The sequence below is a fragment of the Thermoproteota archaeon genome (assembly GCA_030130125.1).
GTDB lineage: Archaea > Korarchaeota > Korarchaeia > Korarchaeales > Korarchaeaceae > Korarchaeum.
The window spans coordinates 178,391-205,234 of sequence record JARZZM010000013.1; the positions used below are offsets into that span (position 1 = coordinate 178,391).

Below are 26,844 nucleotides of genomic sequence, written 5' to 3' on the forward strand. Positions count from 1 at the left end.
AGGTGCGTCATCATTATATTAACGAGTTACGGGTGTGATATAACAATTGTAATTCAATGTGGGTGAGGAGCATGCGGGCCCTGAGGGTTCCTAAAGAAAGTGGATTGCTGTCTCTATGGCTGGCTACCCTGATCTACGCCCTCCTAAAGGTTAGAACGTGGGACCTGCTCGTCCTATCGTCACTAGCTGGTTCAATAGCACTCCTCCTCTTATCAGATGAGATCCTACACCTAATAGCCAGCAGGAGGATCAAGAAACTTATTAAGCAGCTGTCAGTGGTCCTCATCTTCTATATCCCCCTGCTCCCTGTAAATCCAATAGTCCTCTTCTTGGGTCTCATTACGGTTCCCTTCGTCGTGATTATTCTTCTATCCACTTCTACCGGTAGGGAGATCACATATGGATCTACAATAGCGGGTTCCGCAGCTGTGGCAATGCACTCACCAATCCTGATGATCTCAGGGGGTGAACTTGATCTAGCCTATTTGATGATACCACCCCTCTACTCGATCATGGCTACTAGTCACGCGTCAATAAGGGTCCTAGGTTATGATTTAAAGGCCCTCCTCTCGGGAATAGTGGCTGGAGCAATTCTTATCTCGATCACTTTACCGTCTCTAGCCCTTGCAACCGTAATTCTAGTTGACATATCCAGCAGGCTGCTTCAGGAGATCGCAGGGCTATCCTCCAAGGTCAGGGTTAGGACCTTTGGGTTCATCGAACTTGCGAGGTCCTGCCTCACGCTCGCGGTCTCGGCCATGGTTGGTTGAGCGAAAGGCGGATAAGCCGCGAACAGGTACTGCTTATGTGATGTTCATCAGACGCTTTAGAGTATCTATAATCATTCTCACTTTGGGATATCTGTTAAATGGACTGATGTTCCTTTTGGGGTCTAGGAGAGAAGCTGACATGACCCTGACAATTTCCCTAATAATCTCTCTGGCCCTTGCATCATCCGAGTGGAGAAGCGCGCCCGCTTTATTCCTGTCTGGATGCCTCGTGGGCTTCTTCATGGAGCTGATAGGAATTCATTACGGGATTCCCTTCGGGAAATACAGCTATCTGTCCTTCGAAGGGGTGAGTTTATGGGGCGTGCCTATTCCTATAGCGCTGGCTTGGGGCCTCTACCTTTATACGGCTTACCTAGCATCCCTGCCCATAGCTAAGAGAAATTGGAGGATCGTTTTCACCTCCCTGCTCATGGTGGTACTGGACATGGCCGTGGATCCAGTCATGGTAGATCGCGGAGTATGGATATGGAAATCAGGCGGCCCATGGTTTGGTATCCCGTTATCGAACTTCCTAGGGTGGTTCGTCACGTCAGCCCTGGCCCTCAGCGTATTCGAGCAATTGGCTGGTTCGTCAATCCAGTATGGCGCTCTAGACAAGTCTACGCGCCTTATCTCGCTAGCTTCTTCCCCATAATGCTATTATCCGGGACAGAATCGATCCTTGCTGTCGTGATCTCGCTCTCTCTAGCTGTAATCCTGCTGGTAGGGATGTATAAAATCACTCAACGGGCCTCACCGCACTCCTGAACTTCGATATGAGTTTGTCAGACCCCATCACTATTCCCACCGAAAGCAGGATTACCGATATGAAAGACAGGGGATTAGAGAACGTTAGCACGATCCCCCTCCTGAAGAACTCATCGGCAATGCTGAGCATGGGGAGGACTGTCATGTAAAGTATGAGCACTCTAAGCAGGATGCTGAATGCAGAAGAGATGCCCAACTCGCTTATCCTCCTTATGTCGCTGGCCATCCTCTGGAATATTATGTAGATAGCCGCCATTATGGAGGAGAACAGGGCTATGAGTATAACTTGATGGAAACCCACCCTGAGGTTGAAGAGGAAGGACAGCACGTAGGTTATGCTGATTACCAGGGCCAGCTGGTAGACGTGGTACTTGAAGTCCACGTCCGCTATGAGGTTGTTTATGAGGTCGCTCACCTCTTCGTGGATCTTCAGTATGCTGTCCATCAGGGGCTTGGGTGTTTTCAGCATTATCGCATTCACTATCGTATCGACCCTCTTGCTTATCACGTTGAGGAAGGTCAGGTTGAACGCGTAGGCGAACATGGCACCTAGGGCGAGCTCAGTAGGGAGTTCAACGCCCTGAGCTAGAAGGGTCGCCAGCACTAGCAAGCCGAACTCTCCAGTATTGGCCAGAACGAGGCTCAGCCTCATCCCCCTTATGAACTCCAAACCGCTGAGGAAGCTCGCCGCGAACAGGGCGATGGCCCTGAACACGTAGGCTAATATTGCGAGGGTGAACCCTATCGAGGCCGCCTTCGCGTAGACCCAGAAGATCTCGGCTGTGGTGGCCTCCAAGACATGGACCTCGTAAGGCAGCGTCATCACGAAGCCCATGAGGGCCAAGGTCATCAGTCCCTCGAGCACCTCGAACACAGGCTTGTCCATCCCCTGTATGGCCATGGATATGGCTCCGATGAACACAACTAGGGCCTCAGGTAAATGTAGGAACTCGGATATGGATATGAGTATCAACATGTAGAGGAGAACCGTAAGCAGCTTGGTGCTCTCACCAGCCCCCCTCACTATCCTGTCTATCCACCTCGCTAGGATCACTGTTATGGCTAGTACGACAATGCTCCAAGCGATGAGTCCGTAAACTGCTTCTCTAGAAAGCCCTTCCAGCCCTAAGGTGAAGTAACCCACCGATGCTAGAAACACGGCCAAGGAATCCTCTAGGATGGAGATGGCTATCCCATAGTTGGCCAGCTCCCTATCGACGCTTTTACCGTACTCGTATGCGAAAGCCTCGTTTGACGCTATCATTATGGCGGTGAGCGTGAGAGCGCCGGCTGGGTTCATTACCGTCCTCAGGAACCCGTAAAGGGTGAGTAGGATGGAAGCTTCGAAGAAGATGAAGAGGAGGAGCCTCTCCTTCTCCTTCCTCATGAAATCCACGTCTAATTCGACACCAGCTATGAACACCAGCAGAGCGAGGGCGAAAGGGCTCAAATTTACCAAGAGGGTTGGTATCTCAAGACCGAGGGCCTTCCCCACTAGGGAACCTATCATCAGGGCTGGTAGTATAACGACGGGCCTTATCCTGCTGTAGGCCACGGCTATCAGCGACACCACGGCCAAGTACAGTATGTGGGGAAGGGCCACCTCGGTCAACAATTTTACTCCCGTAGATTCAGCTAGATGGCCGATAAATAATGGTTACCCAGTTCCATGCAGAGATCTAAGTATGCCCTGTACTTGAGCGGTATGGACAGCGAGGCAGGCGCGCTACTGACTACCTTGGACACGGAAGCTACGGGGGGAGGCGCGAATATGGCTGCCTTAGAGACCTCCAACTCAGCTCCAGCGAACTCCACGATGAACTTCAGTTCTTTCAGCTCTTCCATAAGGGGGTTGAGGACCCTCTCAACAGACGCGCTTCTGAGAAGGATCCTAGCTCTGAGTTCACCTTCCTCGATCTCCAATCCGACTATCTCATCTCCTCTTCTTTTGGCCAGCGACTCTAGATCCTTGAGTCTCCCCCTCTCCACGGACAAATTTAGCTCGAAGGTACCGTCTTCCAGATCGGATTCCCCGAGCTCCCTCAGATGACCAATTCCCTCATAAGAAGATTTAGCTTCCTCGAGAGCCTCCCTCAACAGGTTCTCCATATAACTAGGGTTAATCACCACGGTAACCCGCGCCGAGGTGAAGTTCACCACGACCTCCTCCACCTCTGGTCTTTCCCAGAGACTTCTCGCTACTGACAGTAACTCTCTCATGGGATAACCCCCTCCCCCTCATCCCCGTGTTCATGTTCGTGCTCATGTTCATGGGCATGCTCAGGCTCATGCTCAGGTGAACATTCCTCAGCGGTCGAAACGTACACGGAGACCTCGACACACTCCCTCGTAAGCTCGTAACCAATGAGGGAGAACGTCTTCACCTCAGGTGGAAGTACCTTGGATATCAGATAGGCCATATGGATTGAAAAGGCACTCAGAGAACCTCTAGGATATATAAGGGCACCGAATTTATCATCCTTCAGCTCTAAAGTACCTATTACATCCTCGCTCTTCTTGGCCACCTCGACTAAATCATCTAGGGAGTTCAGATCGCCCTCAACATATATCCAAGCGTCAACGCCCTCCTCATCCATTCCCCCCTCGGAGACTTTCCCGTATCTCTTCTCCGCGTTAACGTACGACTCTCGAAGCACCTCCTTCATGTGGGTGATCTCCTCTCTAGGGAAGCGGATGGTGACTATGAAGAGGTCGGGATCCTCTGGATCCCTAGACACTTTAGTAACTGGAGCGATCCCCTTGATGGCCTCTAGTATTCTGAGAAGCATGGTCCATTCCTCTGAAGGGGCTGAACTTAAAAGTCCATCCGCACATGGGAGCCGTGTCAACCTTTAATATATCACACATCAGACCTTCCGGGTGGAGATGACTAGGGTCGAGGTCTCTCAAGGAGTTTACGTCATCTGCGAGATCAAAGAGGAGAACGGAGGTACCTTCCTCGAGTGCAGCCTTCGAAGACAGGGGAGGCTGGGATTGAAGCTTCACGAGAAGCTGAGGGATATGGAAGAGATCGAGGAGATAATGAAGAGACCTAGGTGGCTGGGGGAGGAGTCCGATAGAGCTTTGAGAAGGGCGCTGTCCCTCTTACTTGGGAAGGTGAGGGAGAATTAGCCTCAATCTCACCAAACTGGATGTTCTGGATAAAATAGACATGGTGTGCGTGGGAGCTGAGAGGGTGGACGAGTACGAGGCTGAAGGATTTCTCCTGAGGGATGAGGAGGGATACACGGTCCTAGTAGTGGAAAGGGAAAATTTAGAGGGCAAGTTCCCGGCCGTCTGGATAGGTAAATTCTCTAACTTGGAGGAGGCCAGGAATGCGCTCAGGGACATGCTCTACAACTTGGGTAGGCTGAACGACAGGGGATTCGGCTGTCACGAGGCGCCTCTGACCTGATAATCCGTTTCCAATGAAATTAGGGCAACTCCCCTCTCCTTGAACGGCCATGGAATGGCACTGACTCCCGTAGGCCTACCGACCCTCTCGAAAGACCCTTCTCCCTGCTTGCTCATCCAAAGGTCAGGAGCTGACGGGTAAATTGCGTAAAACCTTAGAATCCTCCTCCTTAACTTGGCTCCAAGCAGAGAGATTTTCCTCCTTCGACTCCAATCTCTTAACTCATTGGATAGCTGATCCAAAACCTCCTCAAGAGAAGAGATTCTCGGCAGCTTGGCGCGTAAGAGCCTTCTCATGATCAGATAGACCTTCACTCTCAGCTCTCCGTAAATCTCACCAACGTCTTGGGCGAACCTCAGCAACTCCAAGGTCTCAGACTTGGGAACAGGGAGATAGACGCAAAGACCCTCTCTCAGGCGCAACATCTTAGATGAGACCTCTTCGGGCACATCAGACGCTCTAAGGGGGAGGAAGCCCTTGGCCGTGCCACCGTACCCGAAGGGGTAGAGGATCAACTTCACTAGGGCATTCAGGCTCTTCCTGCTAAGGAGGGGTTCTAACCCCAGTGACATGAGGTAAAAGGCTTCTTTGGAGCTCGGCCCCCACCTGCTCGCGTAGTCCCTCATGTATTCCAGGTAGAGCTCCCTCATGTCCTTTATAGGAATCCTCTCTCCCCATCCGATGCGGTTAAGGAGCATCCAAGCTAGGGAAAAGAGGACCACATCTCTGAGCGGGGAGACCGCGTACCTGCTGCCGACACCGAGTGGGCGTGGGGCTACAGGTTGGATCAGACCTTCCCTTCCCAATCTCTCCATCCTCCGGATGTCACCCTCCAAGGGGACTAGTGGGGGGCCGGAGAGTATGAGAGCTTCTGTCAGGGATGTCTTAATATTCGGGGTCCAGAGTATCCCCTCACCTATCTCAGGGGAGAAGTCTCTAGGTGAGACTTCTCCTCCCCTCAACAGGCGCTCCATCAGTAGGGCCAGCCTCTCCACTCCCGTCTCTTGGGAGTGAGAGGTCATGCTCAGCCACCCGCTGGGGTTCCCATTATAACAACAACGGGGCCGGGAGAGGAAATTAAGGCATCCACTTGCTTCAATCCTTTTAGCAGAAAAGTATTGGCTGCCCTGTAGGTTCCATACCTATCATTTCCCGCCACGACGACCACGGGTTTCCTTCCAGGGCCTCTCTTGACGAAGTAGTAAGCGTAGTTCTTCCTTTCAAGCTTACTCTTCTCCTCAGGGGACAGAAGAGAGGAAGATATCTGGCCTATCCCCTCCGGAGCCTTGTGCCCGCCCAACACTATGACGAACTGACCGTATTCCAGCGCCTCGCTGTATTCCTGTGGGGAGAAGATCCTCACCCCGAACCCCATGGCCTCCAGTACGGACCTCATTCTCTCAGCAGTGGGCATATCGATCGAGTTGGAGACTATAGCTACGGGTCCCGTGAGAGAAGAAGCTTGGATCAGTGTTAAGGACTGAGCTAAGAGGATTGCGAGGGTCATGAGGGTCATAAATGCGAGGAGGTTTCTCATCATTGATGAGAGCTGGGGAGCCCTATTAAAGGTTTACCTGTCGTTCGCTTTTATTACAATCGACAGATCCTCCAGAAAACGTTAAATGTCCTCCTCGGGAGTCGAATGGGCCGATGATGATAATTCCTTAAACCAACTCAAGATGAGGTCTGACGGGCGGACTGAAGGCCCCCTATCCCATTCAGGGTGATTCCGCTGGGGGAGACATCTGGAGAACCTAGTAAAAGTAGGAAAATAGCACTGATCCCAGTGAGGAGGAAGGATCTGGAAGAGATAGAAGAAATCTTGAGGAGGGCATTTGATTGCAGAATAGCGCTATACTAAGACGACAGATCCATTTGCGTTACCCATGATATACTGCTACAAGGAGGGCGCTATATACCTCCACTCTGCCAAGGAGGGAAAGAAGCTTGAAGTGTTGAAGAAGAATAACAGGATATGCTTCGAGGTGGAGATGGATGCCGGGTTGGTCACGGAAGGGAGACCCTGTTCTTGGACCTTAAGATACAGGAGCGTCGTGGGGAGGGGGAAGGGTTACGTAGTTGATGATCTGAACGAGAAGAGGAAAGCCTCGGAATGCATGGTGGAGAGGTTTGCGCCCGGCTACAAGTACCAGTTCACTGAAGAAGGGCTGGTTAGTGTCGTCGTAATAAGGATAGAAGTGGATGAGTTGAGTGGTAAGAAATCCGAATGATCACATTTTCCGGGCGTATAGCAATCTTTTTTAATGATGGGATCACACCGTGCGAGGTGATGCGTCTTTGCGGAGAGTAACTTCTTGGTAGTTGCTTACTCTCCTGATCCTCTCTCGATCCCTAGTGTGGCCTCCCGCAATGGGGGAAAGGTTCTCCCCTCTCCTCAGAAAGTTTTTCAATGGCATTCTTTGGAAGGGGCGTTGACGAACCACTGTGTAGTGAAGGTGGAAGTCTCAAACGATGAGGGATTGGAACACACCTACCTGCTAGCTTTCCCCTCTGAGAAGGGAGCACAGGACTTTCTAACCGATCTATCGACTGTTGCACACCTCAAAGCGGTGGTGGAGGTACCTTCCCAAGAGATCGATGCTCTAGCGCCGAAGTGGATCATCTTCAAGGTATCGAAGTACGAGGGAGGGGCACGCTACAGCATGGCGGAAAAATGGATGGGGGCTCAGGAGATCTTGATTTAGCCCCCTTGTGATCCCTTTTTATCCCCCGAATATGAGCCTCCTGACTCGGCGGCCCACCTCCTCTATGGGATGCTCCTCTACCCTCCTCATCAGCTCGTTGAATCTCCCCCCTCCGTTCCTGTAGACCTTCACCCACTCCCTCGCGAACTCGCCGCTGACCACTCTCTCAGCGTACCTCCTCATCCTGTCCTTGACCCCGTCGTCCAGCACCTTGGGTCCGACGGTCAGTCCACCATACCTAGCGGTCACCGACACCCTCTCTAGCATCCCCTTTATGCCGTACCTCCATATCAGGTCCATTATCAGCTTAGCCTCGTTTAACGCCTCGAAGTACGCCACCTCCGGCTGGTAGCCCATGTCCACCAAGGTCTCCCAGCCCTTCAGAATTAGCTCCATTAACCCGCCGACCAGCACATTCTGCTCACCTATCAGGTCCGTCTCCGTTTCCTCCGCGAAGGTCGTCTCTATGACCCCTGCCCTCGTGGCGCCGATTCCCTTGGCTATGGCTAAAGCATACTCTAGGGCCATTCCCGAGCTGTCCTGCTGAACGGCCACTAGTGCGGGTACCCCCTTACCCCTGAGGAACTCTTCCCTCACGGCCGCACCCGGAGCCTTCGGGGCCACCATCACGACATCCACGCTGCTCTTTGGCTTTATAAGTCCGTAGTGCACGGTGAAGCCGTGTGCGAAGTCGACCACCGCTCCATCCCTGAGGTTGGGCTCCACCTCGTTCATCCACACGTCGGGTTGCACCATGTCAGGTAGGAGGTATAGTATGACATCCGCCTTGGAGACGGCTTCTCCCACCTCATACACCTCGAAACCCTCTCCTTCAGCCCTTTCCCAAGATTTACCTCTCCTCACTCCCACAATCACGTCCACACCGCTGTCTCTAAGGTTCAGAGCTTGCGCCCTGCCCTGTATTCCATAGCCGACGACCGCCACCTTCTTCCCCATTAGGGGGTCTAGGCTGACGTCCTCGTCCCTGTACATCCTAGCCATTCCAATCACCTCACGGCAGCACCACTTCGGTGAGGGGATCCTCGAACTCCACCCTCCTCGGCCTCGGCTCCACCGACAGCACTTCCGGCAAGGCGGACATCTTCTTCATGACCCACTCCACTTCCTCCGCCCTACCCTCGAGCTCCATACAGGCCACAGCATGCCCATCCTCGAACTTGGCCTCCATGCACCTGTAGACCACCTTTCCCCTCCTAGCTATATTCAGAACGCGAGTCAACTGATCCAGACCTCCGAACACCTTCACACACAACTTGGTCTCGACCCACATACAGATCACCTCCACTCGAGGCTCACATCCATTCCCGGGGGCAGTATCGCCTGGGTGAGCCACTTCCCAGGCTGAACCCACGGTAGGACCACATCCTTCTCATTATCCAAAAGAACATCCAATATGAGGGGCTCGTTATTCCTGACAGCCCATTCCACCTGCTTCTCGAGATCATCGTAGCTCTCAGGCCTCCTGTAATCGATGTTGTAGGCGTCAGCCACCTTGGCGAAGTCCGGATTCTCCTTGAACTCTGTGGCGATGATCCTCCTATCGTAAAGGTACATCTGCCACTGCTTCACCAGCATGAGAGCCCTGTTGTCGAAGATCACCTCGATAAAGGGCAGATCGTAGTCCCTAACAAGTGAGAGGTTGTTCAAGGTCATCTGGAATGAGCCGTCGCCGTCGATGCAGACTACCTGCCTGTCCCTAGCAGCGAGCTTCGCCCCCAGCGCGGCAGGGATGCCGAAGCCCATGGTCCCCAGCCCAGCTGATGTCACGAATGTGCCAGGTACGAGGACGTCCCAGTGGATCTCCGCCCACATCTGGTGTCCTCCCACTCCCGTGACCGTTATTGTATCGTTGGGAACGGATCTCCTGACGGTCTTCAGGACTCTCCACGGCACTAGCCCGTTGAACTCTTTCTCCCACTCCTTCATCGACCTCTCAAATTCCCTCCTTACGTGCTGGAGCCATGAAACGTACTTCTTTCTCCCCTCAGACTCTACGGATTTAATGACGTCGAGGAGCATCCTAAGTGCGATTTTAGCATCTCCCCTTATAGCTACGGCTGTGGGGAGATTCTTTCCAAGCTCGCTAGCGTCCAGATCTATGTGTATGATCTTCTTCTCCCTCATCTCGTCAAACCTACCCACGGTCCTGTCCGAGAACCTGGTTCCCACGGCGAGTACCACGTCTGCGTTGGCGAGAGCAGCGTCAGCCTCAGCTCTACCATGCATTCCAGCCGGACCCATCACTAGGGGGTGATTGAACGGCACTGAGTTCTTCCCTGGGAGCGTCGTGACCACCGGGGAGAGCATGTACTCAGCCAATCTCAGCACCTCCTCCCAGGCATTGGCCCAGTATACACCTCCACCGACGAGTATCACTGGCCTCTCAGCCTTCTTGAGTAGCTCAGCTGCCTCCCTGATATCTTCTAAGCTTGGCTCGACTGGAAAGTATTTGCTGAAGTCAACAGGCATGAGCTCCCCATTCCACTCCGCCTTCTTAGCCACCTGAATATCCCTCGGGAGGTCTACGAGGGTCGGACCAGGTCTTCCCATGCTGGCGACCTTGTAAGCGGTTGCGACGGCAGGTAGGGCCTCTTCAGGCTTCTTAACTTGGTACACGAACTTGGTTATGGGGGCCACGACGCCAAACATGTCCGTTTCTTGGAATGCGTCTCTACCAAACACTTCAGTGGCTACTTGCCCAGTGAGGGCCATCACAGGGGAGGAATCCATGTAGGCGTTCGCTATCCCAGTCACCAGATTCGTGGCCCCGGGTCCGGATGTGGCCACCATGACTCCGGGCTTCCTCGCAATTCTCCCGTATGCATCTGCTGCGTGGGCCGCTCCCTGCTCGTGCTTGAACATGACAACCTCAATCTCGTCTCTGTACGGGTAAAGGGCATCATAGAGAGGCATTATGGAGCCGCCAATCACACCCATTAGGGTGTTCACACCTAATTCCGGTAAAAGAGACGCAATCGCGTCAACGACGCGATCACTCACTGGAGACCTGCTAGTTGGATCAACAATCCCACCCTATAGAGGTTTGGGCTCCGAACCTCGTGTAAATATAAAGATTACTACTCAGCAACACATGAGCTGCTGCATCTTCGAGATACAAGGTATATCCTCCAGCTTTATACAATGAAATCACATTTACGAATGATGAGAGTAAGGGCCCTGATTCTCACGATTATTGGAATTTAAGGACGAAACTAATCTCTCATTTAGCAGATATCTCGTTTCTCCTTTGACAGGAGTGACAGAGCATCTGAACGCAGCTCACTTATTCTCTCGCTGAGGAAATCTAGATGTGAGACGAGCCTCCTCACTAACTCGTCTGGGCCACTCAACAGCTTAAGCGCGATTATCTGGCTCTCCATGAACCCTAGTATGGATGGTATGGCTCTAGACATCAAACTATCCGCTCTCTCCACCAGGTACTCAATTCCCTTCCTAGTTATGCTGTAGATGACTCTCTTCCTGCCCTTTATACTCTCCTCCTTCGCCGTCACCAACCCCTCCTTTACCAGCTCATTCAGGGTGGGACAAAGCGATCCGAGGGCGGGGACCCACTCACCGCCAGTTATCCTCTCGATCTCCTTTATCATCGCGTAACCGTGCATCGGCCCCTTCACCAGCATAGCTAGGACGGATATCCGCAGCCAGCCGCTCACTCTCTGCCTCCTCGCCATTCTATACTCCTCGATATATCGCTCATCGCGCGGTCAGACCACTCTTCCTTCCAAGCCTGCTCAAGCTTCCCAAGTGGAAATCCGCCAAGAAGACCCTAATGTGATCCCCATTCTTTTCACCTTGGATTTTTTTAAATCGCGGCTTCCAGAGGGGAATAGGCAGGAAAAATAGGGTAAGTTCAGATCTGGATGCCGAAGCCTTTTAAGATGAATCTAAGAGATACATAGAGAAATATTAGGCCAAAGAGAAGCTTTATCGCCCAAGATGGGGTCTTAGGCACCAGTTTAGCGCCTCCTTGAGCACCTATCGCGGTCCCTAGCCCTAGCAGCATGGCTGCGTACAGATCTACGTGGCCAGCTACCATCTTGAAACCTGCAGAGATCACGCTCATGGCTATGAATGATGCTAGGGAAGTGCCCACTGCTATCTTAACCGGGGATTTCAACAGGTATATGAAGGACGGGACCAGTGCGTAGCCTCCGCCCAACCCGACGATGCCGGTCAATATACCTATCAAGAAGCCCAACACCCCCTTTTGAGCATCGGATCCCGGGATTCTCTTCTCCGACACCGTCGAGGTGGGTGAGACCCTTCTAACCCCTTCATAGATCATCCTAAACGATGTGTAGACGAAGGCCAGACCTATTACCACGTTAAGTACGCTCGCTCTTTCCACCAAATACTCAAAGGCCATAGATCCAGCTAGAGCGCCGATTCCTCCGCTGATCGTGATAACAGCGGCTGTCCCGTAGTCGACGTTCTTCATTCTTATATGGGCTATGCTACCGGATACCGCCGTTATAATCACTGCAGTAATCGTCGTTCCTATCGCAGCTGGAAGCTCGTAGTTGAACAGGAAGTACAGGGCTGGAAGCATGATTGAGCAGCCTCCTATCCCTAGAAGACCACCCACAACCCCAGCCAGTAGTCCGAAGAGGAATATGACCACGGAGGAGAGCGGATCCATTTCATGCACCGGATTCAATCTAAAACGCATTTTATAAGAATGATGTTTCATATTGAAACATATGAGATCGAGGATTCTAGACGATAGGGATCTGAGGATACTCACTCTCTTATCAGAAAATCCGAGGATACCGCTCAGCTCGCTGGCCAAGTTGCTGGGAATATCTCACACGGCAATCAGCAGGAGATTGAGGAGGTTAACGGATTCTGGTATCCTCAGGCAGGCTGTCACCTTGAATTTCGATAAGTTACGTTTCAAAATAGCGATCATGCTCTTGGAAGTTGATACCATTAAGAATCTAAGGGAGATAGCGAGAAGGTTTGAGGACTGCCCGAGACTAATCCATCTATTTCAGGGGAGGGGTTCCCTTAACTTGATCGCGGTCATGGCCGCGGAGAACGAGGAGGTCCTGAACTCAATAACGGGTACTTGCATGATCAGGACCTACAAGGGGGTGAGGAGGAGCGAGATAGTGGAAATAGCGGAGCCACTAGTGAACCCCTACCTCCCAATAGAGGTGCCCCGGATGGATATGGAATCGGCTCCTTGCGGTGCGGAATGCTCCTCATGTCCGAGGTATGTAGAGGAATCGTGCCTCGGATGTCCCAGCTTCGTGGGATACAGGAAGGTTGCTTTCGCCTACCGTGACGGAGATGGAATCTAATCCATCATTTTATCTTGGGAACCCCTTTATAACGCGACACCGGATCCTCCGGCTATGGTGAGACTCCTCAAGCTCTGGGGGCTTACGGGCCTTAGTTCCCTTGCCGTAGCTCTGACCACCATATTCGTATGCTGGTACATGAATCCTTGGTTCGACTTCTGGAGGGATGCGTTCAGCGATTTCGGGGTCTCTAGAGCCTGCTGTCCGTGGCTCTACAATTATGGGCTGATTGCTTCCGCGTTTCTTCTTTTGATTTACTCCCTGTTCATACTCAGAGCTTCCAAGAGCAAGTTGGAATCCTTCTCAAGCGGTCTCCTCTTCACAGCTTCCATCTTCTTGGCTCTAATAGGGGTGTTCCCCGGAGGGACGAGGCCTCACACTTTTATATCTACATGGTTCTTCGTCCAAGCGTTCATGGGTCTGACCGTCTTGGGCATAGCCCTTCTCGTTGATGGACATGCCAAGGGGATTTTCGTGGCCCTCCTATCTGGCTCGGCACCTATCCTGGCCATATTAGTAGATTTGACGGTAAGATGGCCCTCAGCTGCTGTTGCTGAGGCCGCTGGGATCCTTATAATCGGAATGTCCGTCTTCACGATTACTCCTCATTACTTGAACATCACGGAAGAAAAATGAGTGCCCCTTTCACAGAGGCCTACCAGGCTCTTTCTCCGGGGACAACTCACATCCGAATCCGATTAGGTTCCTTAGGATAACTCAAAGAGAAATAGATAATTCAACTCTCTGCTGGTGAGATGGACTAGACATGAATCAGCTATCATCCTAAGAGTAGAACCAGGATGCGTCTGCGTTTCAGAATTATCGAAATGGGTATTAGTGATGAACCACTTCTGGCTATCGCGGGGGCATATGGGTAAGAGGACCATTATTACAATCCTCTTCGCCCCATTCATGCTCAATTTGATCGCTTCGTTTCTTTTATACTCAATGGTACCACGTCATCTCTGGATTTTGAACCCGGAAGAAGCTATGAAAGAGCTTTACGTCCTCATATGGAGCTATCAATCCCTCTTCATGATAATGATTCAAGCTTCCTTCGGGCTAGCCCTGTTCACCAAGACTAGAGTAGCATACGACCTGAGGAGAGAAGATGTATTGCTGATCGCTTCATTGATACTGGCAGCAGAGCTCCTGTTCTTCATGGAGAACTCCATTCAGCCTTACGGATACGAGTGGTTCCTAGATGTGATAAGCAGGATCCCCGCTTGGGCCAAGTACATGAATTTCCTAGTAGCTCCATTTACCGCTGGCATATTCGAGGAGATCATATGGAGGGGGTTTGGAATAGAGAGCTTAAGAAGATTCACTTCAGAGGTAAAAGCTATCCTAATCCAAGCCATAGCCTTTGCGCTGTGGCACATATCCCCTATACACGTGATCTTCGTGTTCTTCATAGGTCTGGCTTACGGCTTTGCTTTCGTGAAGAGAAGGAGCTTGGCCCCTCTGATAATCGCTCACATTCTGACGGACTTGATAGGGTTCTCCGTGTTCCTCTTAGCATGAAAGATGCTTGGTGAATGAGTACCCACTCCCATCAAAGGGGTTAATAACATCCCCCTAGCGAGTACGGAAGATGCCAGATGACTGAACCCACCTCACAGTCCCATGACTCATTTCCAGAGATGGAATGATCTTAAATCCTTTCTCATTACCCTCTTGGTCTCACGTAAAAACGGAAACCACCTTGCAAGCTAATTTCTCCTTGGCTCTTACTAAAGAACCGAGCTCTCTTTCTCTGTTCAGAATCTCCCGGAACCAGCTCCCAAGTTACTTGCAGGCATCTATCGATCCTCCCCGCTCGATCCGTTAGGATGAAGTCCACTCTCCTTTGGAATCCTCCCAATAAAACAGGTTCTCTCCTTCCCTATATCCCATCCTCCTGAGCTCGAGGAATACCAAATCCTCCAAAAGCCTTCCTCTACCAACCTTACCCATGTATAAACCATTATCAACTTAGGTATATCTTTGGGACGCTTCCCAAAACCATATTATACGTGGGAGAGTACTTTGGAAGAGTGAAAACGACCATAGCATCCTTTAAGTACTCTAAATATTGGTAGTCTTACTTATCTTGATTCCCATCGACTTAAGGTAACGGTACAGCGCATGTATCGATAGCTTTGTAGAGGATCTAATAGCATTCAGTAGTACCCTGAGGCCCTAATATTCCTTACCCTCCACCTCTCCACAATATCTCTAGCGACCGTCACTTCCCATATCTCTCTGAGTATCTTTTCCCTCTGCTTCGGCTCTAGTACGGCTTCCGGGTAGCCCCCATTCCATATATTCCCTAATGAGTGATAGGATCTTTGATTTCATTGAGGACGAAACTGGCTCCCTTATCTTCATCTCAAATCCCTTAGCTGCTAGGAACCCCCTGAAAGAGAAAGGAAAGACCTTCACTGTTACGGATCTTCCTCTGAGATGAGTTGCCACCTCGAGCGAGAGGAGTTTCGAGGAGGACCCAGTAACGACCCTACCCCTATCGAGGAGGTTCCCTACTGCCCTCTCCCATCCTTCAACACTTTGGACTTTATCTAGGAGAATCCAACAGGGGGTTGAGATTAGGATAAAGCTCCAAATGGAGGAGATATAGCTCAACTATGTCCTTCCACGTCGATTCGCTTAATCTATAATCCTCTAAGTTTACGTAGAGTATGGCCTCCCTAGGGTTCTCCTTGGAAGTCAGAGATCGCCTGAAATATAAGGGTGGATTTTTCCAGCTCTTCTAGGGCCTACGACTGTTGTAGCCATATTCACACTCATTCTAAAGGTGCAAGGAGGCTTCTCTTCTCACCATATCAGGCGGCCTTAGTTCGATATAATCCGCCAATGCTTCCTCTAAGACCGATCTGCTGACCATAACTATGTCCCTACATAGAGGGAAATTACCACGAGATCTTTCACTACATAGAGAGAAATACAGGGTGGGTAATGCAGCTACCGCGGACTTCACTATTAGATACATTAACGAGTAGCTCACGACAACTGAATATGTAGTGGCTGGCATTGAAGTGGTCATTCCTTAGTGCTGATGCTGTTGATGGAACGCCTCGAAACTTCATAATAACACTAGCTCTCAGGATCGAGCGTTACAACTTGATTCCTCAAGTGTTCATCGGCTTTGGCAATCCTTGTACGGCCTTCTTGTTTAAATATCCTATAGGATTTTGACCTTCTGTCAGATCGGTTCCCTTGCTGGCATCGCTCGAAAATCGCCCACGCTTAGACTGCTTGAATTAACTTAACTGGCGCAGCCCCCTGAAGGAGCCCCCTAATCCTCCCAGTTGATGGACAGCTCGTCACTTATGGGAACTATGATTAATGGTCTCCATTAAGCACTTGCCCCATATCACATTGATCCCAGCTTTCAAGCACTCTTCGATGACCTCTTCATCCTCGGAGCCCGGTTGAAACCATATCATCTTTATTCCCATTCGTATCGCGTCTCTCACTACCTCCCTAGCCACAGTGGGGGGAACAACGAGATTCACTAGGTCAGGCTTTTCCGGTAGACTTCTCAGATCGGGATAGGCCTTATCACCATCTATTTCCTCAGCTCTAGGGTTCACCGGATATACTTTCCTGTAGTATCTCTTGAAAAACCGGTATAGCCTGTAACCCCACTTCTTCGGGTTTCTAGATGCTCCTACCACGGCGACAGTGTTCTCCCTCTTAAGAAAAGGCTCCAAATTCACGTGATCACCTCACTCGAGCTCCTTTAGGATCCTCCTGACCATTTTCAGCCTCTTTTCCAGACCTTTTATCTCTCTTTGGAGCCTCCATATCCTCCACTTCACGGCTATCCTCTTCAAGGGGTTGACCCTCCTAGATGAAAGTGCCTCCATGATGTTCCTCCTGTCCTCTATCGCCGCTTCCAGTACGAGGCTCGCCTCCATGGCTTCCGTCCTGTAGGGATCTAGGTCCTCCTCCAATAGACCAAGCTCCCTCTCGTACTCTTCCTTGAGCATCTGGTATACCGCTTCATCCATGACCTCCTTCCTACTCTCTAAGGTGCTGAGCAAGTCCCTCATTTCATTCCTCCTCTCAACCAAGCCCTTAACCACATCTGACCTCAGTCTGGCCGGAGGTAGGGACCAGATCTCAGGAGATCTGACTGAAATGCTCTTAGTTCCTCTTTCCTTAGCTTTGACCCTAGATTTGGAAGTCTTCCTTACGACTCTCCTCTTCTCGCTCTTTCCTCTCCCATTCTCCCCCTCTATCCCCCCTTCTACCACCTCATCCTTCAACTTCCTCCCTGCATCCTCAGTCTTGGAGACGTTGATCTCCGTCTGGATCGAGAGGAACCTGACCACCTCTTGCAGACTGGGAGGAGGTCTTGGCTTGGGATTCGGAGTGGAACCCAAGTGGGCGCTCTTAACACCCCCTACCTTCACGAAACCGGGCTTGAAGGTGAACGGTCCCTCCACATAAGCCACTCCCCTTTCGAGGCTGCTTATCCTCGAGGCCACGTCTTTGCTGAGCCCCAAGTACTGGATCACAGCGGACAGGTCCCTGATGTACTCTACCCTCAGGATGATCTTGTTCTCCGCCTGACTGAGCAAGGTCTTCGAAACCAGCTGGGGCCTTTGGGTCGAGAACATGAGCCCTATGCCCTTCTTCCTCCCTCTAGTTGCCAGCGTATTCAGCCATGTTAGAGTGCTCATCGCTCCCTTGCCTAGAGTGCTGCCAGCTCCCTTCTCAGGAGCTAGCTCCTTGGCCTCATCTACCACGACCAGAAATCCATCCGGGCTTCCTATTTTCATCAGACCCTCAATGATTCCGGCTGCCAATTTAGTAGAGGTATCCGGCTTGTACTTGGACATGTCGAGGATGAAGCTGACTCCCTTGACGGCCACCTGAGCTAATCTACTAGGGGAGGCCCTCGTAAGGTCTACGTCCCCATCGGGAGATATAATAAGCATGTCGAATACATCAGCTAGGGAGGTGTGCTCTCCCTCCGGGTCTATGATGCCTACAGGATAACCTCTCTCCAGCAGCTCCTCAACCACCTTCCTTATGGTCCAAGACTTACCGTAACCCGTTTTGGCTATAACGGCAGTCCTTCCCGTCACTAATTCGGCTATTTTCAGTCTAAATTCCTCTCCACTATCGATCTCCCGTCCTAGAACTATCGTGTCCATCGTAGGTCACCACTCCCCGGAAATTTAAGGGAACCGGCACAGAGTTAGAAAATCAGATGAATAAAATAAAATTAGATAATTCTAAGTTAAGTCCGTGAACTTTCGCTTTCGCGTAATGATTTTAAGTTATACCATACGTCAAGATGTTACTACGACGGATCTCCAACCTCGGGAGGCCTGAAATATGAGGAAGATATTCTGGTTACCAATCCTGTCCATAGCTGCGCTGACGTTGGCGTTCGCATTACTACCAGTGCTGGCTAACCCTGGGGAGGTCGGTTTCGGAGATGCTCAGAGCGTCGAGGCATCAGCGCAGGAAGTTATGGCTAGGGTGAGCCCGGAAACGAAGGCCTGTCTGAACTGCCACGCTGACCCCAATACTGTTAAGATGCAGGTTCCCTATTACGACTGGTTGAGGAGTAAGCATGCTTGGCATACTCCTGACGAGCTGGAAGCCTATTACAGGAACATCTTCGGACAGGACGCCAATCTGGCCAGCAAGTTCAAGGGATACCCGTACGTCGTGGGATGTTATGAATGCCACGGAATGTTCGCCGATTCCGACAGGCCCGATGTCGTTGACCACAATGGCTACAAGATCGTGGTGGATGTGACCCCGAAGGACTGTCAGCAGTGTCACTATAAGGAGACCAAGGAGATGAGCTGGACTAAGCACGCGTTCGCCGCACTTAACGCTAACCTCAAGCCTTGGTACACCCTCGTACTCCAGAAGACCTATGGAGATATCGCCAAGGCTGAATACGACAAGCTGTTCAAGGATGTGGTCGAGTGGCCGTTCTACAAGAAGTACGCGAAGGACTTCTATAACGGAGACGAGAAGGCCGTGAACGCGAGCAAGTATTACTTCTACGGCGACAAGTTCAAGTTCGTATCGACCCTCTATCCATCTCACGGAATGCTCACTCACGAGGTGCCCAACCTGACCGCCAACTACTTGGGCATAGACTACCACTTCATCATGGAGCATCCCAAGTACAACAACTCCTACGTGTACTTGGCCTGTATGGAGTGCCACGGCTCCGCAGTGCTACCGGCCAAGCCCAACGCCATAGTCGGTGTCGACGCGCCCTATGCTAAGGTCGATGGCACTCCCGACATGGTGCTCCTCGGATGGCCCAATAACGGCGCCGGAAGGGTAAACCCCGACGGAAGCCTTGGCAGCTGCGCCACATGCCACACGAGACATACCTTCAGCATGGAGGAGGCTAGGAAGCCCCACACCTGTGGTCAGTGCCATCTCGGATACGACCACCCGCAGATAGAGATCTACGAGGAAAGCAAGCACGGTAACATATACGATTCCGAGGGAGAATCTTGGAACTACACCAACCTGCCGTGGGTGCCCGGAGTGGACTTCAGGGCCCCGACCTGCGCTACCTGTCACATGAGCCACCTCGCCGACAAGAATGGCAAGATTATAGTGCCGGGAACTCACGACCTCGGAGCTAGGCTAACTTGGGAGATACAGGCTAAGTGGAGCTTCGGTCAGACGTACTATCCTGACCCACTGAACAACAAGTTCAATAAGAAGAGGCCAGACTGGAAGAATCCGCTCACCATGGGCAACGCCGCCCTATCCTCGACTGACAACCCGAGGGGCAGGATGATGTCGGTGTGCAAGAGCTGCCACTCCAGCGAATGGGTGTACTCGTACTTCACTTGGTACGACAGCGTAAACATGGACTACAACATAACGTGGAAGTACGCAATAGACATGCTCAAGAAGGCCTACGAGCAGGGAATACAGGAGGATAGGAAGGGCCAGACCATAATGGATAGGAAGGCTTTGGGAGACGACACGGACGAGTACATGGAGATCATGTACTACTACATATGGCACCACGACGGCAGGAGGTGGAGGATGGGAGCCTCCATGATGGGTCCGGACTACACGCACTGGCTCGGTATAGTCGATACGGTCATGGACAAGCTAGGGAGGATGTCTGCCTATTACGAGACCCAGCTCAAGATAAAGCAGCTGGAGAGCAAGGTTGAGAAGGTATCAGGAGCTGGCGTTGGCGCCGGAATGAACATGTTCACCTTCATAGCGACGGTGCTCTCTCTGGTGGCCATCGTACTGGTACTCATCGACATCCTAGTAAGGAGGAAGAAGTAAGTTAGAGGAGCTAAACTCCCCCAACAACATTATTTTTTATTCGAGGCGTGAGGGATCCCCCAATGAGAAAGCTAGTAGCGGCGCTGGCTGTCACGTCACTAGTGGATGCTGCAACCCTGTGGATTTCCCAGGTGTTAGGTCCGTTCCCTTCCGTGGTTCCCCTAGGAAATCCGACCGCTTATAGGAACCTATATGTGCATGTCCCCATCTCCGTGTCTACCTATCTACTCTTCACCTTGGGATTCTTCCTAGCGCTCTCCTACCTCCTCAAGGGAAAGGGATGGATGGAGGAGACGGCCCATTCCTTCATAGTGACGGGCCTCGTGATGGGCTTCTCCACCCTAGTCACCGGCATGATATGGGCATCGGAATCATGGGGCTCAGCTTGGAACTGGGATCCCAGGGAGACTGGAGTCCTTTTCATGTTCTTAGCCTTCTTAGTTTACTTGGCTGTCAGGTCTAGCATAAAGGACCCTGATGTGAGGCCCAAGGTATCTATGGCCTTCGCCGTTGCCGCCTACGCTACAATTCCACTCAGCTTCTTGGTCCCCTACTTGATGCCTAGCCTGCATCCCACCATGCCGGAGACCAGCATGTTCATCAGGGGAGGGCTCACTCCCCTGATCTTCGGGGGCAGAATAATCTTGGTCTCACTGGAAGGAGCGCTCTTGGCCCATCTTATTAGATCCGGAGGTGTGAGAGGCGCTAAGCTTGCGGTCATTCCGGTGGTTCTGGTGGCCGCGCTGTTGCTAGCGATGCAGCTGCCCCCCAACTTGGCAGGGGGCGAGACTCTCAAGGTCCAGGTGATATCCGGCACGGTGGAAAATGGGACCTTACATCTGAAGGTGAGGTCCCCCCTAGGAACTTACGACCTCCTCTACAAAGGGAAACCACCGATAAATCCGCTCTTCGTCACATTCGGTGGAGGGAGGAGGCTAACTCTGGAGAAGCACTGGCTGCAGGTGGAAGGGAAGGTCGAGGACGGTACCATAGTGGCGAGCAGCCTGAAGCTGATACCTTATTGGGGGAATCCCGTCAACGCGATGATATACGCGCTAACCCTTTTCACCCTCGCCTACCTAGCAGGGAGGGAGAGGAAATGAAGGGAGTGTTGCTGGCAGCGTCCATAGCCTTGGTGGTCCTCTTGGTGGGATATATGGCTATAACCTCCAGCTCGTACGAGCAGGTATCTCAGCTCGCCAAGTATAGGAAGCCCACGATGGTCACGGTCAGGGCCCTCGTGGCTGACATCAAGACCCTGCCCGAGAAGGATCTGATACTCTTCTTGCTGGAAGACGAGAACGGGAGCAAGATCTACGCCTTTTATGGCCTCACTAGGTTTATCAGCCAGTACGGGGCCCCACCCTCCCACTCGACGGTGGAACAGGAGGTCATCATTAGGGGGATGTTCTATCCCGAGAGGATGGGAGATGTTCTGGGGAGGATGGAGATAAAGGAGATCCTGCAGGGGTGCCACAAGGCCTACGAGGCCCCTCCAGCCACGGGTGGTTGAGTGATACTCGAGTTCAGGGATGTGTGGAAGAGCTTCGGGAGCGGGTACGTGATAAGGGGGATCACCCTCTCCTTAGGAAGGGGGGAGCTGGTGGCGATAGTAGGCCCCAATGGTTCCGGGAAGACCACCATCCTGAGGCTAGCCTCGGGCCTCATAGCTCCCTCGAGGGGAGAGGTACTAGTGGAAGGGAAGGATGCCAGAAGCCCCGCTGCCAAGGCCCTCCTAGGTTATGTCCCCCACTATCCACCCCTCTACGGGGACCTGACCGTTCGGGAGAATCTGATATATTACGCGGGCCTCTACGGATATGCTGACCTGTCCAACGTAGAGCCCATCTTGAAGGAGCTCGGTCTGGACGCCTTCTTTGATAGGAGAGTCGTCGAGTTGAGTTACGGGTGGAGGAAGAGGGTGGATATTGTGAGGGCCCTCCTCCACGACCCACCCCTGCTCCTCATTGACGAACCGTTCTCCGGACTGGATGACGCAGGGAGGAGGTGGCTGATCGAGTTCCTCACCCGGTTGGTGTCAGCTGGCAGGACAGTGGTCATGACATCTCCAAGGGCGGATGTGGAGCTGGAAGCGAATGTGTACGAGATCAGGGAGGGAAGATTGAGTGCTGCTACAGGTTGAGAGGATCCTGTGGAAGGACCTGAAGCTCGAGGCTAGGAACCTGCCAGAGCTGGGCGGAGCGGCCATATTCTCGGTGGCATCGTCCAGCTTGCTGGGCTTCTCACTAAGCAGGTTGCCGGTTGAGGATCCCCTTCCCTTGGCAGGTACCGGCCTCATGCTCATCGCCCTCTTCCTATCGGTCTTCACCTCGGTCATGACCGTTGTGAGGGAGGAGGATCTTGGCACGCTGGATGGAGTCAGGATGTCGCCCGTCGAACCGGTAACCTTCTTCCTAGCGAAACTCCTTCTTACTTTCATCCTGTTGGAGACCCTGATCACGCTGTCCTTCCTGACCACCGTGGGTCTGTCTGGCTGGACCGAGGGAGCGATCTACCTCTATTCCCTAGTAGCCTCATCCGGGGTCTATCTGGCGTCAATATCGGCCCTATCCTCAGCTATTTCCGTCTACCTGAGAGCGAGGGGAGTTCTCTTACCTACCATGATCCTCGTGCTGAGCCTCCCGATAATTCAGGAGACCCTCTCATTCCTGACCTCTGGGGATTACTCTCGAACCGTGATACTAGCTACTTCGGGCCTCTTGTTCTCACTGATCGCCTCTTGGTTGGCTGGTTACATTCTGGAGGTGTGAGTAATGAGGGTAAGCTATCAGAACATCTTGGCCATTGTCATCGTGCTGACGTCCGTGGGTCTCGGCCTCCTAGTCTCCTTCAGCAGCAAGGGTGTTGCCATACAGGTCTATGCAGGGGAGCTGGACAGGCAGCTCAAGGAGGGAGTAGTGGCCGTCATGTTCTGGAGCGAGACCTGCTCCTCCTGCGAGTTGATGAAGCCCTACTGGATGCAGGTGGAGGCCTCTCCGCCCGAGGGCGTCCGCGTGATGGATGTGCCCCTCGTTCCCGGGGAGACTGACCGGCTCTTCATGGAGTACGGGGTCACGGAGACCCCCACCTTCTTAGTCCTCAGGGAGGGCGCCGTGGTGGCCAAGATCGTGGGCCCGGTTCAGTCCGACGACCCGGCCCTATACTTCAGGAGATGGATAGAATCAGCTGCTAAGATGGCGAGTACCTCCGAAGAGCAGGTCACGGGATGGGAACCGGCCACACTTGCCCTTCTCCCATTCTTGGGTGCGCTGGTCGCCCTATCTCCCTGCTCGGCGCCTATAGTCGCTGCCTACGCCACCATGGGGAGGGTGAGGGGGAAGGGAGATTACGCTGTCTGTCTGGGATCCTCGTTCTTCGGTACAATGGTTTTGGGTTCTCTCATGGTCATCGCAGCTTCCTTCGTGGCGGGCCTCATCAAGGGATTGACCTTCGCCCTAGCCGTGGCCGCCATACTTTTCGGGTCGCTCACCATCTTCACTGCCTCTGAATCCTGTCCTTTACCGGGCCAGAGGGTGAGAGGGTTACTATCATCCGGCCTACCAGCGGCGTGCTTCAGCTTCGGTCTGGTATCCCTTCAGTGCAGCCTGCCCTTGCTCGCTGGCTACATAGCCCTCATAAGCGCGACCGGCGATGTGCTCGCCGGGGTAGCGGGCGTGGCTCTGCTCGCCCTAGGCATGGCAGCCGCACTGGTCGCCTCCCTCTACTTGGCGAAGAGGGCGACCGGAGCCTTCTCCAAGGCCATGAAGAACCCTGCTTGGCTGGAGAGGATAAGCGGTGGTATTCTCATAGCCTTGGGCATCTACCTCCTGCTTGTGAGGTGAGCTCATGCATTACACGGGATTGATAGCTCTTATGGGCGGCGCGATCCTCCTCGCCGACCTCACCCACTCCTCGATCAAGGGGAGGATAATCAAGCTTGGACTCGTGGCTTACGCGATCCTCCTTGCTGACTGGATCCTCTACGTGTGGGCCTTCCTGACTCAGGACTACACGCTCAAGCCCGTCTACGAGACATCTTCCATGGGGCTCCCCCTCATGTTCAAGATAGCCTCGAGCTGGTCCAGCGGGGGCGGAAGCCTCTTCCTCCTGACCACGGTCTTGGCCACCGTGGCACTCATCCACAGGAGGTACCACAGGGATACGATGCTGAACGCCGGGTACGGCGCACTGATAATCTCATCCCTAGCCTTGGCGTTCCTGAACGGTGCCTTCGAGTCCTTCCACGGTGACGTGGCGACAGGCATGGGACTGAATCCCCTGCTGAAGAGCCCTTGGATATATCCTCATCCCCTCTCGACCTTCACCGCTTATGCCTTGATCGCTGCCTCAGCCGTCTCCCTGTACAGCGGACACGAGAAGGCAAGTGATCTACTGGCTAGGGTCGGATGGCTCCTACTGACCTTGGGTATTGCTATAGGAGGCTACTGGAGCTACGTTACCTTCGGATGGGGTGGCTACTGGGCTTGGGATCCGGTGGAAACGGCGGAGTTGACTCCTTGGCTTGCCCTAACTGCGGCATTCCACGTTAAGTCCCTAGACAGGAAGCTCTCCTATGCTACCCAGATGACTGCAGCGGGTAGCGTCTTCTTGGCTATACTCGTCACTAGGGTGGGCATCTCCCCCCTCCACAGCTTCGCCTCCCCCCAGTCCATGACCAGCGCTTTAACGCTCCTACTAACCTTCCTCTTCATAGCCGAGGGCGTAAGAGGATCTCGAGGGGCTAGTATCGGGATAGGGAAAGTGACCTCCAGCCCCTACAGGACGGGACTCGTCCTCTCATACTTCTCTCTGTTCATGATGTTCTTAGTGCTCTTCTCGGTGCTCGCCGGCGGATCCATAGCCAGCGCCTTGGGTATGAGGGTCGATGTTCCCCAGATGGACTCCGGTATAGAATTCTTTCACCCATTACTTTTCCCCTTCGCCCTCCTGCTCATGGTCTCCCTCCCGATGTGTACCATAGGGGCGAGACTCGGATGGAGGGAGATACTGGGTGTCATTGAGGGCCTCTCAATAGTGTCAGCTATCCTGCTCTACCTGACCTTCAAGAGGGACATCATATGGTCACCGGCTAGCTCGCTCACCACGAACCTCATCATATCCATAATGCTCCCCTTCACCGTAGCTGGCCTCTTCTCAGGGCTGGCGGCCCTCTATATCTACGCTAGGGACAGATTGAGTACCATGTCCTCGGTGTCGCTTCTGCATGCCGCCATGGCCCTCACGATGCTCGGAGTACTCATGAGCGGACCCTTCGCCTACAACAGATCCTACTTCAGGGACATCACGCTCCCCTACGATCGGGAGCTGGATGTGGACGGATTGGGGGTGAAGCTGAAGGGATACGAGTATAGCCTCTACGGCGGTAAAGTGGACCTCTACACCCCCTACGTTGGGAGATCGGACATATACAGGAGAGCGAGCCTTACCATGCTCTCTTTGACGACCAATTTCGGCGAAGCCCTACTGGAGATGAAGGAGGGGGAAAAGCGGCTGGAGGAGACGGGCATCCTAGGAATATATAGGGATCTCAAGGGAGGTGTCAGGATGAGTGGGAGCTACAGGGCCAACGCTAGCGCTGTCCTGACTGAGGTGAGCAATGCGTCCAAGGAATCCAGGGATCTGGGCGAGGTGTCCGTCTCCATCTCGGATCCCGTGATTGCGTCCTTCTTGGGCGCTAGTGCCAATGAGACCACCCTCAGGATGATAGTAGTGGGAAATGTGACCCTCAGAGGGAACCTGGCCTCGATTAGGGCATCTCCAACCGTGATGATTAATCTCACCTTCCAGAGACCCCTAATCCTGAACGCTCCCAAGGGGACGGTGGAGATAGGGAGGGCATCCATCGTATTCTTCGACATGCTGAAGCAGGGTCATTCCCTACCCAAGAACCTCAACGGCACCATAGTGGCCCCGAACTCGACTCTCGTGATAGAGAAGGGCGTTTATCACGGGGAGAGGGATGTGGAGATACCGTCAACCATTAGAGGTAGGGACGTGGTCCTCTACGTGGCGTTCACCCAAGGAACAATCTCCTCCGATGTCCTGAAGATACTCGAAGATCACGGTCTGTCCAGACTGCTTACCAACGAGACGTTCACCTCCAAGCTGTTGAGGGACCTGCTTCCAGGGAACTGTAAGGAGCTCATCCACGAGCGTCAGGAGGCGGCCATCAACTGCCTAGGATACCTCCCAATACCAAAGGAGCTGCCGGAGGGTGCGAAGCTCTCCCTCACGTTGGAGGCCGGGAACTCGGAGGAGCTTCTGGAGATAAGGTTCGACGCCAACGGCGAGGCTCAGGGCATCCACGGCCTAGTCGCCCATGTGCTGACCCTACCTAGCGGTCTGGGCGACCTTTACATGGTGTTCCATCCTCCCGTCGTCAAGGACAGGAAGTGGAGCATAGGATTCCACGAGCTAATGGTTTACTACCTCCACGAATCGTTCAGGGGGCTTAACGAGGAGCAGAAGCTTGCCTTAGCTTCTCTCTTCGCCTCCGCTTACTTGGGTCAGTCCGTCCA

27 protein-coding genes and 1 pseudogene are annotated in these 26,844 nt (G+C 52.9%); 16 read left to right on the plus strand and 12 right to left on the minus strand.

Annotation, left to right across the window (positions count from 1 at the left end; genetic code table 11):
- Positions 1-71: 71 nt before the first annotated feature.
- Together QI197_02865 and QI197_02870 are read left to right on the plus strand one after the other, a co-directional pair.
- The gene (locus QI197_02865; GenBank protein MDK2372301.1) at positions 72-770 is read left to right on the plus strand and encodes a hypothetical protein; all 699 of its coding nucleotides are present in this window, start codon (positions 72-74) and stop codon (positions 768-770) included.
- Positions 771-885: 115 nt separating this feature from the next.
- Positions 886-1,425 carry a carotenoid biosynthesis protein gene (locus QI197_02870; GenBank protein ID MDK2372302.1) on the plus strand — a complete coding sequence of 180 codons (540 nt, stop codon included), beginning with the start codon at positions 886-888 and terminating at the stop codon, positions 1,423-1,425.
- 84 nt (positions 1,426-1,509) lie between these two features.
- Here QI197_02870 and QI197_02875 read toward each other — a convergent pair whose 3' ends face one another.
- The 3 genes from QI197_02875 to QI197_02885 are packed head-to-tail and all read right to left on the minus strand — an operon-like array spanning position 1,510 to position 4,327.
- A complete protein-coding gene (locus QI197_02875) occupies positions 1,510-3,141 on the minus strand; it encodes a cation:proton antiporter (GenBank protein MDK2372303.1) in 1,632 nt (543 codons plus the stop codon).
- 32 nt (positions 3,142-3,173) lie between these two features.
- Complete coding sequence (locus tag QI197_02880) at positions 3,174-3,758, minus strand: hypothetical protein (protein MDK2372304.1); 585 nt, start codon at positions 3,756-3,758, stop codon at positions 3,174-3,176.
- A complete protein-coding gene (locus tag QI197_02885) occupies positions 3,755-4,327 on the minus strand; it encodes a hypothetical protein (GenBank protein MDK2372305.1) in 573 nt (190 codons plus the stop codon). Before QI197_02885 ends, QI197_02880 begins: the two co-directional genes overlap by 4 nt.
- A 97-nt stretch (positions 4,328-4,424) precedes the next feature.
- On the opposite strand from QI197_02885, the gene QI197_02890 reads away from it, so the two are divergent.
- Both QI197_02890 and QI197_02895 read left to right on the plus strand, forming a co-directional pair.
- Positions 4,425-4,670 (plus strand): hypothetical protein, encoded by a 246-nt coding sequence (locus QI197_02890; protein ID MDK2372306.1) that lies wholly within the window; start codon positions 4,425-4,427, stop codon positions 4,668-4,670.
- 49 nt (positions 4,671-4,719) lie between these two features.
- Positions 4,720-4,953 carry a hypothetical protein gene (locus tag QI197_02895; protein ID MDK2372307.1) on the plus strand — a complete coding sequence of 78 codons (234 nt, stop codon included), beginning with the start codon at positions 4,720-4,722 and terminating at the stop codon, positions 4,951-4,953.
- Here QI197_02895 and QI197_02900 read toward each other — a convergent pair.
- The gene (locus tag QI197_02900; protein ID MDK2372308.1) at positions 4,932-5,975 is read right to left on the minus strand and encodes a hypothetical protein; all 1,044 of its coding nucleotides are present in this window, start codon (positions 5,973-5,975) and stop codon (positions 4,932-4,934) included. The two genes, QI197_02895 and QI197_02900, sit on opposite strands and share 22 nt — an antisense overlap.
- 2 nt (positions 5,976-5,977) lie before the next feature.
- Positions 5,978-6,460, minus strand: coding sequence for a hypothetical protein (locus tag QI197_02905; GenBank protein MDK2372309.1), 483 nt, complete (start codon positions 6,458-6,460; stop codon positions 5,978-5,980).
- A 361-nt stretch (positions 6,461-6,821) separates the two neighbouring features.
- On the opposite strand from QI197_02905, the pseudogene QI197_02910 reads away from it, so the two are divergent.
- Both QI197_02910 and QI197_02915 read left to right on the plus strand, forming a co-directional pair.
- Positions 6,822-7,184 (plus strand): annotated as a pseudogene (locus tag QI197_02910) (pyridoxamine 5'-phosphate oxidase family protein).
- A 201-nt stretch (positions 7,185-7,385) separates the two neighbouring features.
- On the plus strand, positions 7,386-7,658 hold the full coding sequence (locus QI197_02915) for a hypothetical protein (protein MDK2372310.1): 273 nt from the start codon (positions 7,386-7,388) through the stop codon (positions 7,656-7,658).
- Positions 7,659-7,676: 18 nt separating this feature from the next.
- Here QI197_02915 and ilvC read toward each other — a convergent pair whose 3' ends face one another.
- From ilvC to QI197_02940, 5 genes are all read right to left on the minus strand, one after another.
- Positions 7,677-8,660: a ketol-acid reductoisomerase gene (ilvC, locus tag QI197_02920; GenBank protein MDK2372311.1), complete on the minus strand. Its 984-nt coding sequence runs from the start codon at positions 8,658-8,660 to the stop codon at positions 7,677-7,679.
- A gap of 10 nt (positions 8,661-8,670) precedes the next feature.
- The gene (locus QI197_02925; GenBank protein ID MDK2372312.1) at positions 8,671-8,949 is read right to left on the minus strand and encodes a hypothetical protein; all 279 of its coding nucleotides are present in this window, start codon (positions 8,947-8,949) and stop codon (positions 8,671-8,673) included.
- Positions 8,950-8,954: 5 nt separating this feature from the next.
- Positions 8,955-10,679 carry a biosynthetic-type acetolactate synthase large subunit gene (ilvB, locus tag QI197_02930; GenBank protein MDK2372313.1) on the minus strand — a complete coding sequence of 575 codons (1,725 nt, stop codon included), beginning with the start codon at positions 10,677-10,679 and terminating at the stop codon, positions 8,955-8,957.
- Between the two features lie 224 nt (positions 10,680-10,903).
- Positions 10,904-11,371: a PadR family transcriptional regulator gene (locus tag QI197_02935; GenBank protein MDK2372314.1), complete on the minus strand. Its 468-nt coding sequence runs from the start codon at positions 11,369-11,371 to the stop codon at positions 10,904-10,906.
- Between the two features lie 179 nt (positions 11,372-11,550).
- Positions 11,551-12,339 carry a sulfite exporter TauE/SafE family protein gene (locus QI197_02940; GenBank protein ID MDK2372315.1) on the minus strand — a complete coding sequence of 263 codons (789 nt, stop codon included), beginning with the start codon at positions 12,337-12,339 and terminating at the stop codon, positions 11,551-11,553.
- Between the two features lie 61 nt (positions 12,340-12,400).
- Between QI197_02940 and QI197_02945 the strand changes: the two genes are divergently transcribed.
- The 3 genes from QI197_02945 to QI197_02955 all read left to right on the plus strand — a co-directional run bounded on the left by QI197_02945 (position 12,401) and on the right by QI197_02955 (position 14,527).
- The gene (locus tag QI197_02945) at positions 12,401-13,003 is read left to right on the plus strand and encodes a winged helix-turn-helix transcriptional regulator (protein MDK2372316.1); all 603 of its coding nucleotides are present in this window, start codon (positions 12,401-12,403) and stop codon (positions 13,001-13,003) included.
- A gap of 54 nt (positions 13,004-13,057) precedes the next feature.
- Positions 13,058-13,639, plus strand: a complete 582-nt coding sequence (locus QI197_02950) for a DUF998 domain-containing protein (GenBank protein ID MDK2372317.1) — start codon at positions 13,058-13,060, stop codon at positions 13,637-13,639.
- A 354-nt stretch (positions 13,640-13,993) separates the two neighbouring features.
- Entirely contained in the window at positions 13,994-14,527 is a 534-nt protein-coding gene (locus QI197_02955) for a CPBP family intramembrane metalloprotease (protein MDK2372318.1), read from the plus strand.
- A 1,799-nt stretch (positions 14,528-16,326) separates the two neighbouring features.
- On the opposite strand, the gene QI197_02960 is transcribed toward QI197_02955, so the two are convergent.
- Positions 16,327-16,722: a CoA-binding protein gene (locus QI197_02960; protein ID MDK2372319.1), complete on the minus strand. Its 396-nt coding sequence runs from the start codon at positions 16,720-16,722 to the stop codon at positions 16,327-16,329.
- A gap of 9 nt (positions 16,723-16,731) precedes the next feature.
- Positions 16,732-18,168 (minus strand): DUF87 domain-containing protein, encoded by a 1,437-nt coding sequence (locus QI197_02965; protein MDK2372320.1) that lies wholly within the window; start codon positions 18,166-18,168, stop codon positions 16,732-16,734.
- A gap of 184 nt (positions 18,169-18,352) precedes the next feature.
- On the opposite strand from QI197_02965, the gene QI197_02970 reads away from it, so the two are divergent.
- The 7 genes from QI197_02970 to ccsA (QI197_03000) form a co-directional block, all read left to right on the plus strand.
- Positions 18,353-20,305 carry a multiheme c-type cytochrome gene (locus QI197_02970; GenBank protein ID MDK2372321.1) on the plus strand — a complete coding sequence of 651 codons (1,953 nt, stop codon included), beginning with the start codon at positions 18,353-18,355 and terminating at the stop codon, positions 20,303-20,305.
- 62 nt (positions 20,306-20,367) lie between these two features.
- Positions 20,368-21,408: a cytochrome c biogenesis protein CcsA gene (ccsA, locus tag QI197_02975; protein MDK2372322.1), complete on the plus strand. Its 1,041-nt coding sequence runs from the start codon at positions 20,368-20,370 to the stop codon at positions 21,406-21,408.
- Positions 21,405-21,818, plus strand: a complete 414-nt coding sequence (locus QI197_02980) for a hypothetical protein (protein MDK2372323.1) — start codon at positions 21,405-21,407, stop codon at positions 21,816-21,818. Before ccsA (QI197_02975) ends, QI197_02980 begins: the two co-directional genes overlap by 4 nt.
- A complete protein-coding gene (locus tag QI197_02985; protein ID MDK2372324.1) occupies positions 21,819-22,448 on the plus strand; it encodes an ABC transporter ATP-binding protein in 630 nt (209 codons plus the stop codon).
- Positions 22,432-23,076, plus strand: coding sequence for a heme exporter protein CcmB (locus QI197_02990; GenBank protein ID MDK2372325.1), 645 nt, complete (start codon positions 22,432-22,434; stop codon positions 23,074-23,076). The genes QI197_02985 and QI197_02990 overlap by 17 nt, the downstream gene beginning before the upstream one ends.
- A gap of 3 nt (positions 23,077-23,079) precedes the next feature.
- On the plus strand, positions 23,080-24,147 hold the full coding sequence (locus tag QI197_02995) for a thioredoxin domain-containing protein (GenBank protein MDK2372326.1): 1,068 nt from the start codon (positions 23,080-23,082) through the stop codon (positions 24,145-24,147).
- Positions 24,148-24,151: 4 nt separating this feature from the next.
- Positions 24,152-26,844, plus strand: a 2,693-nt coding sequence (gene ccsA / locus QI197_03000) for a cytochrome c biogenesis protein CcsA (protein ID MDK2372327.1), incomplete at its 3' end; no start/stop codon positions are given.

Bases quoted from the DNA above. Each gene is read 5' to 3' on its own strand.
- QI197_02865 (MDK2372301.1), top strand. From the start codon at position 72: ATGCGGGCCCTGAGGGTTCCTAAAGAAAGTGGATTGCTGTCTCTATGG.
- QI197_02880 (MDK2372304.1), bottom strand. From the start codon at position 3,758: ATGAGAGAGTTACTGTCAGTAGCGAGAAGTCTCTGGGAAAGACCAGAG.
- QI197_02885 (MDK2372305.1), bottom strand. From the start codon at position 4,327: ATGCTTCTCAGAATACTAGAGGCCATCAAGGGGATCGCTCCAGTTACT.
- QI197_02890 (MDK2372306.1), top strand. From the start codon at position 4,425: ATGACTAGGGTCGAGGTCTCTCAAGGAGTTTACGTCATCTGCGAGATC.
- QI197_02900 (MDK2372308.1), bottom strand. From the start codon at position 5,975: ATGACCTCTCACTCCCAAGAGACGGGAGTGGAGAGGCTGGCCCTACTG.
- QI197_02905 (MDK2372309.1), bottom strand. From the start codon at position 6,460: ATGACCCTCGCAATCCTCTTAGCTCAGTCCTTAACACTGATCCAAGCT.
- ilvC (MDK2372311.1), bottom strand. From the start codon at position 8,660: ATGGCTAGGATGTACAGGGACGAGGACGTCAGCCTAGACCCCCTAATG.
- QI197_02925 (MDK2372312.1), bottom strand. From the start codon at position 8,949: ATGTGGGTCGAGACCAAGTTGTGTGTGAAGGTGTTCGGAGGTCTGGAT.
- QI197_02935 (MDK2372314.1), bottom strand. From the start codon at position 11,371: ATGGCGAGGAGGCAGAGAGTGAGCGGCTGGCTGCGGATATCCGTCCTA.
- QI197_02940 (MDK2372315.1), bottom strand. From the start codon at position 12,339: ATGGATCCGCTCTCCTCCGTGGTCATATTCCTCTTCGGACTACTGGCT.
- QI197_02945 (MDK2372316.1), top strand. From the start codon at position 12,401: ATGAGATCGAGGATTCTAGACGATAGGGATCTGAGGATACTCACTCTC.
- QI197_02950 (MDK2372317.1), top strand. From the start codon at position 13,058: ATGGTGAGACTCCTCAAGCTCTGGGGGCTTACGGGCCTTAGTTCCCTT.
- QI197_02955 (MDK2372318.1), top strand. From the start codon at position 13,994: ATGAAAGAGCTTTACGTCCTCATATGGAGCTATCAATCCCTCTTCATG.
- QI197_02965 (MDK2372320.1), bottom strand. From the start codon at position 18,168: ATGGACACGATAGTTCTAGGACGGGAGATCGATAGTGGAGAGGAATTT.
- QI197_02970 (MDK2372321.1), top strand. From the start codon at position 18,353: ATGAGGAAGATATTCTGGTTACCAATCCTGTCCATAGCTGCGCTGACG.
- ccsA (MDK2372322.1), top strand. From the start codon at position 20,368: ATGAGAAAGCTAGTAGCGGCGCTGGCTGTCACGTCACTAGTGGATGCT.
- QI197_02980 (MDK2372323.1), top strand. From the start codon at position 21,405: ATGAAGGGAGTGTTGCTGGCAGCGTCCATAGCCTTGGTGGTCCTCTTG.
- QI197_02995 (MDK2372326.1), top strand. From the start codon at position 23,080: ATGAGGGTAAGCTATCAGAACATCTTGGCCATTGTCATCGTGCTGACG.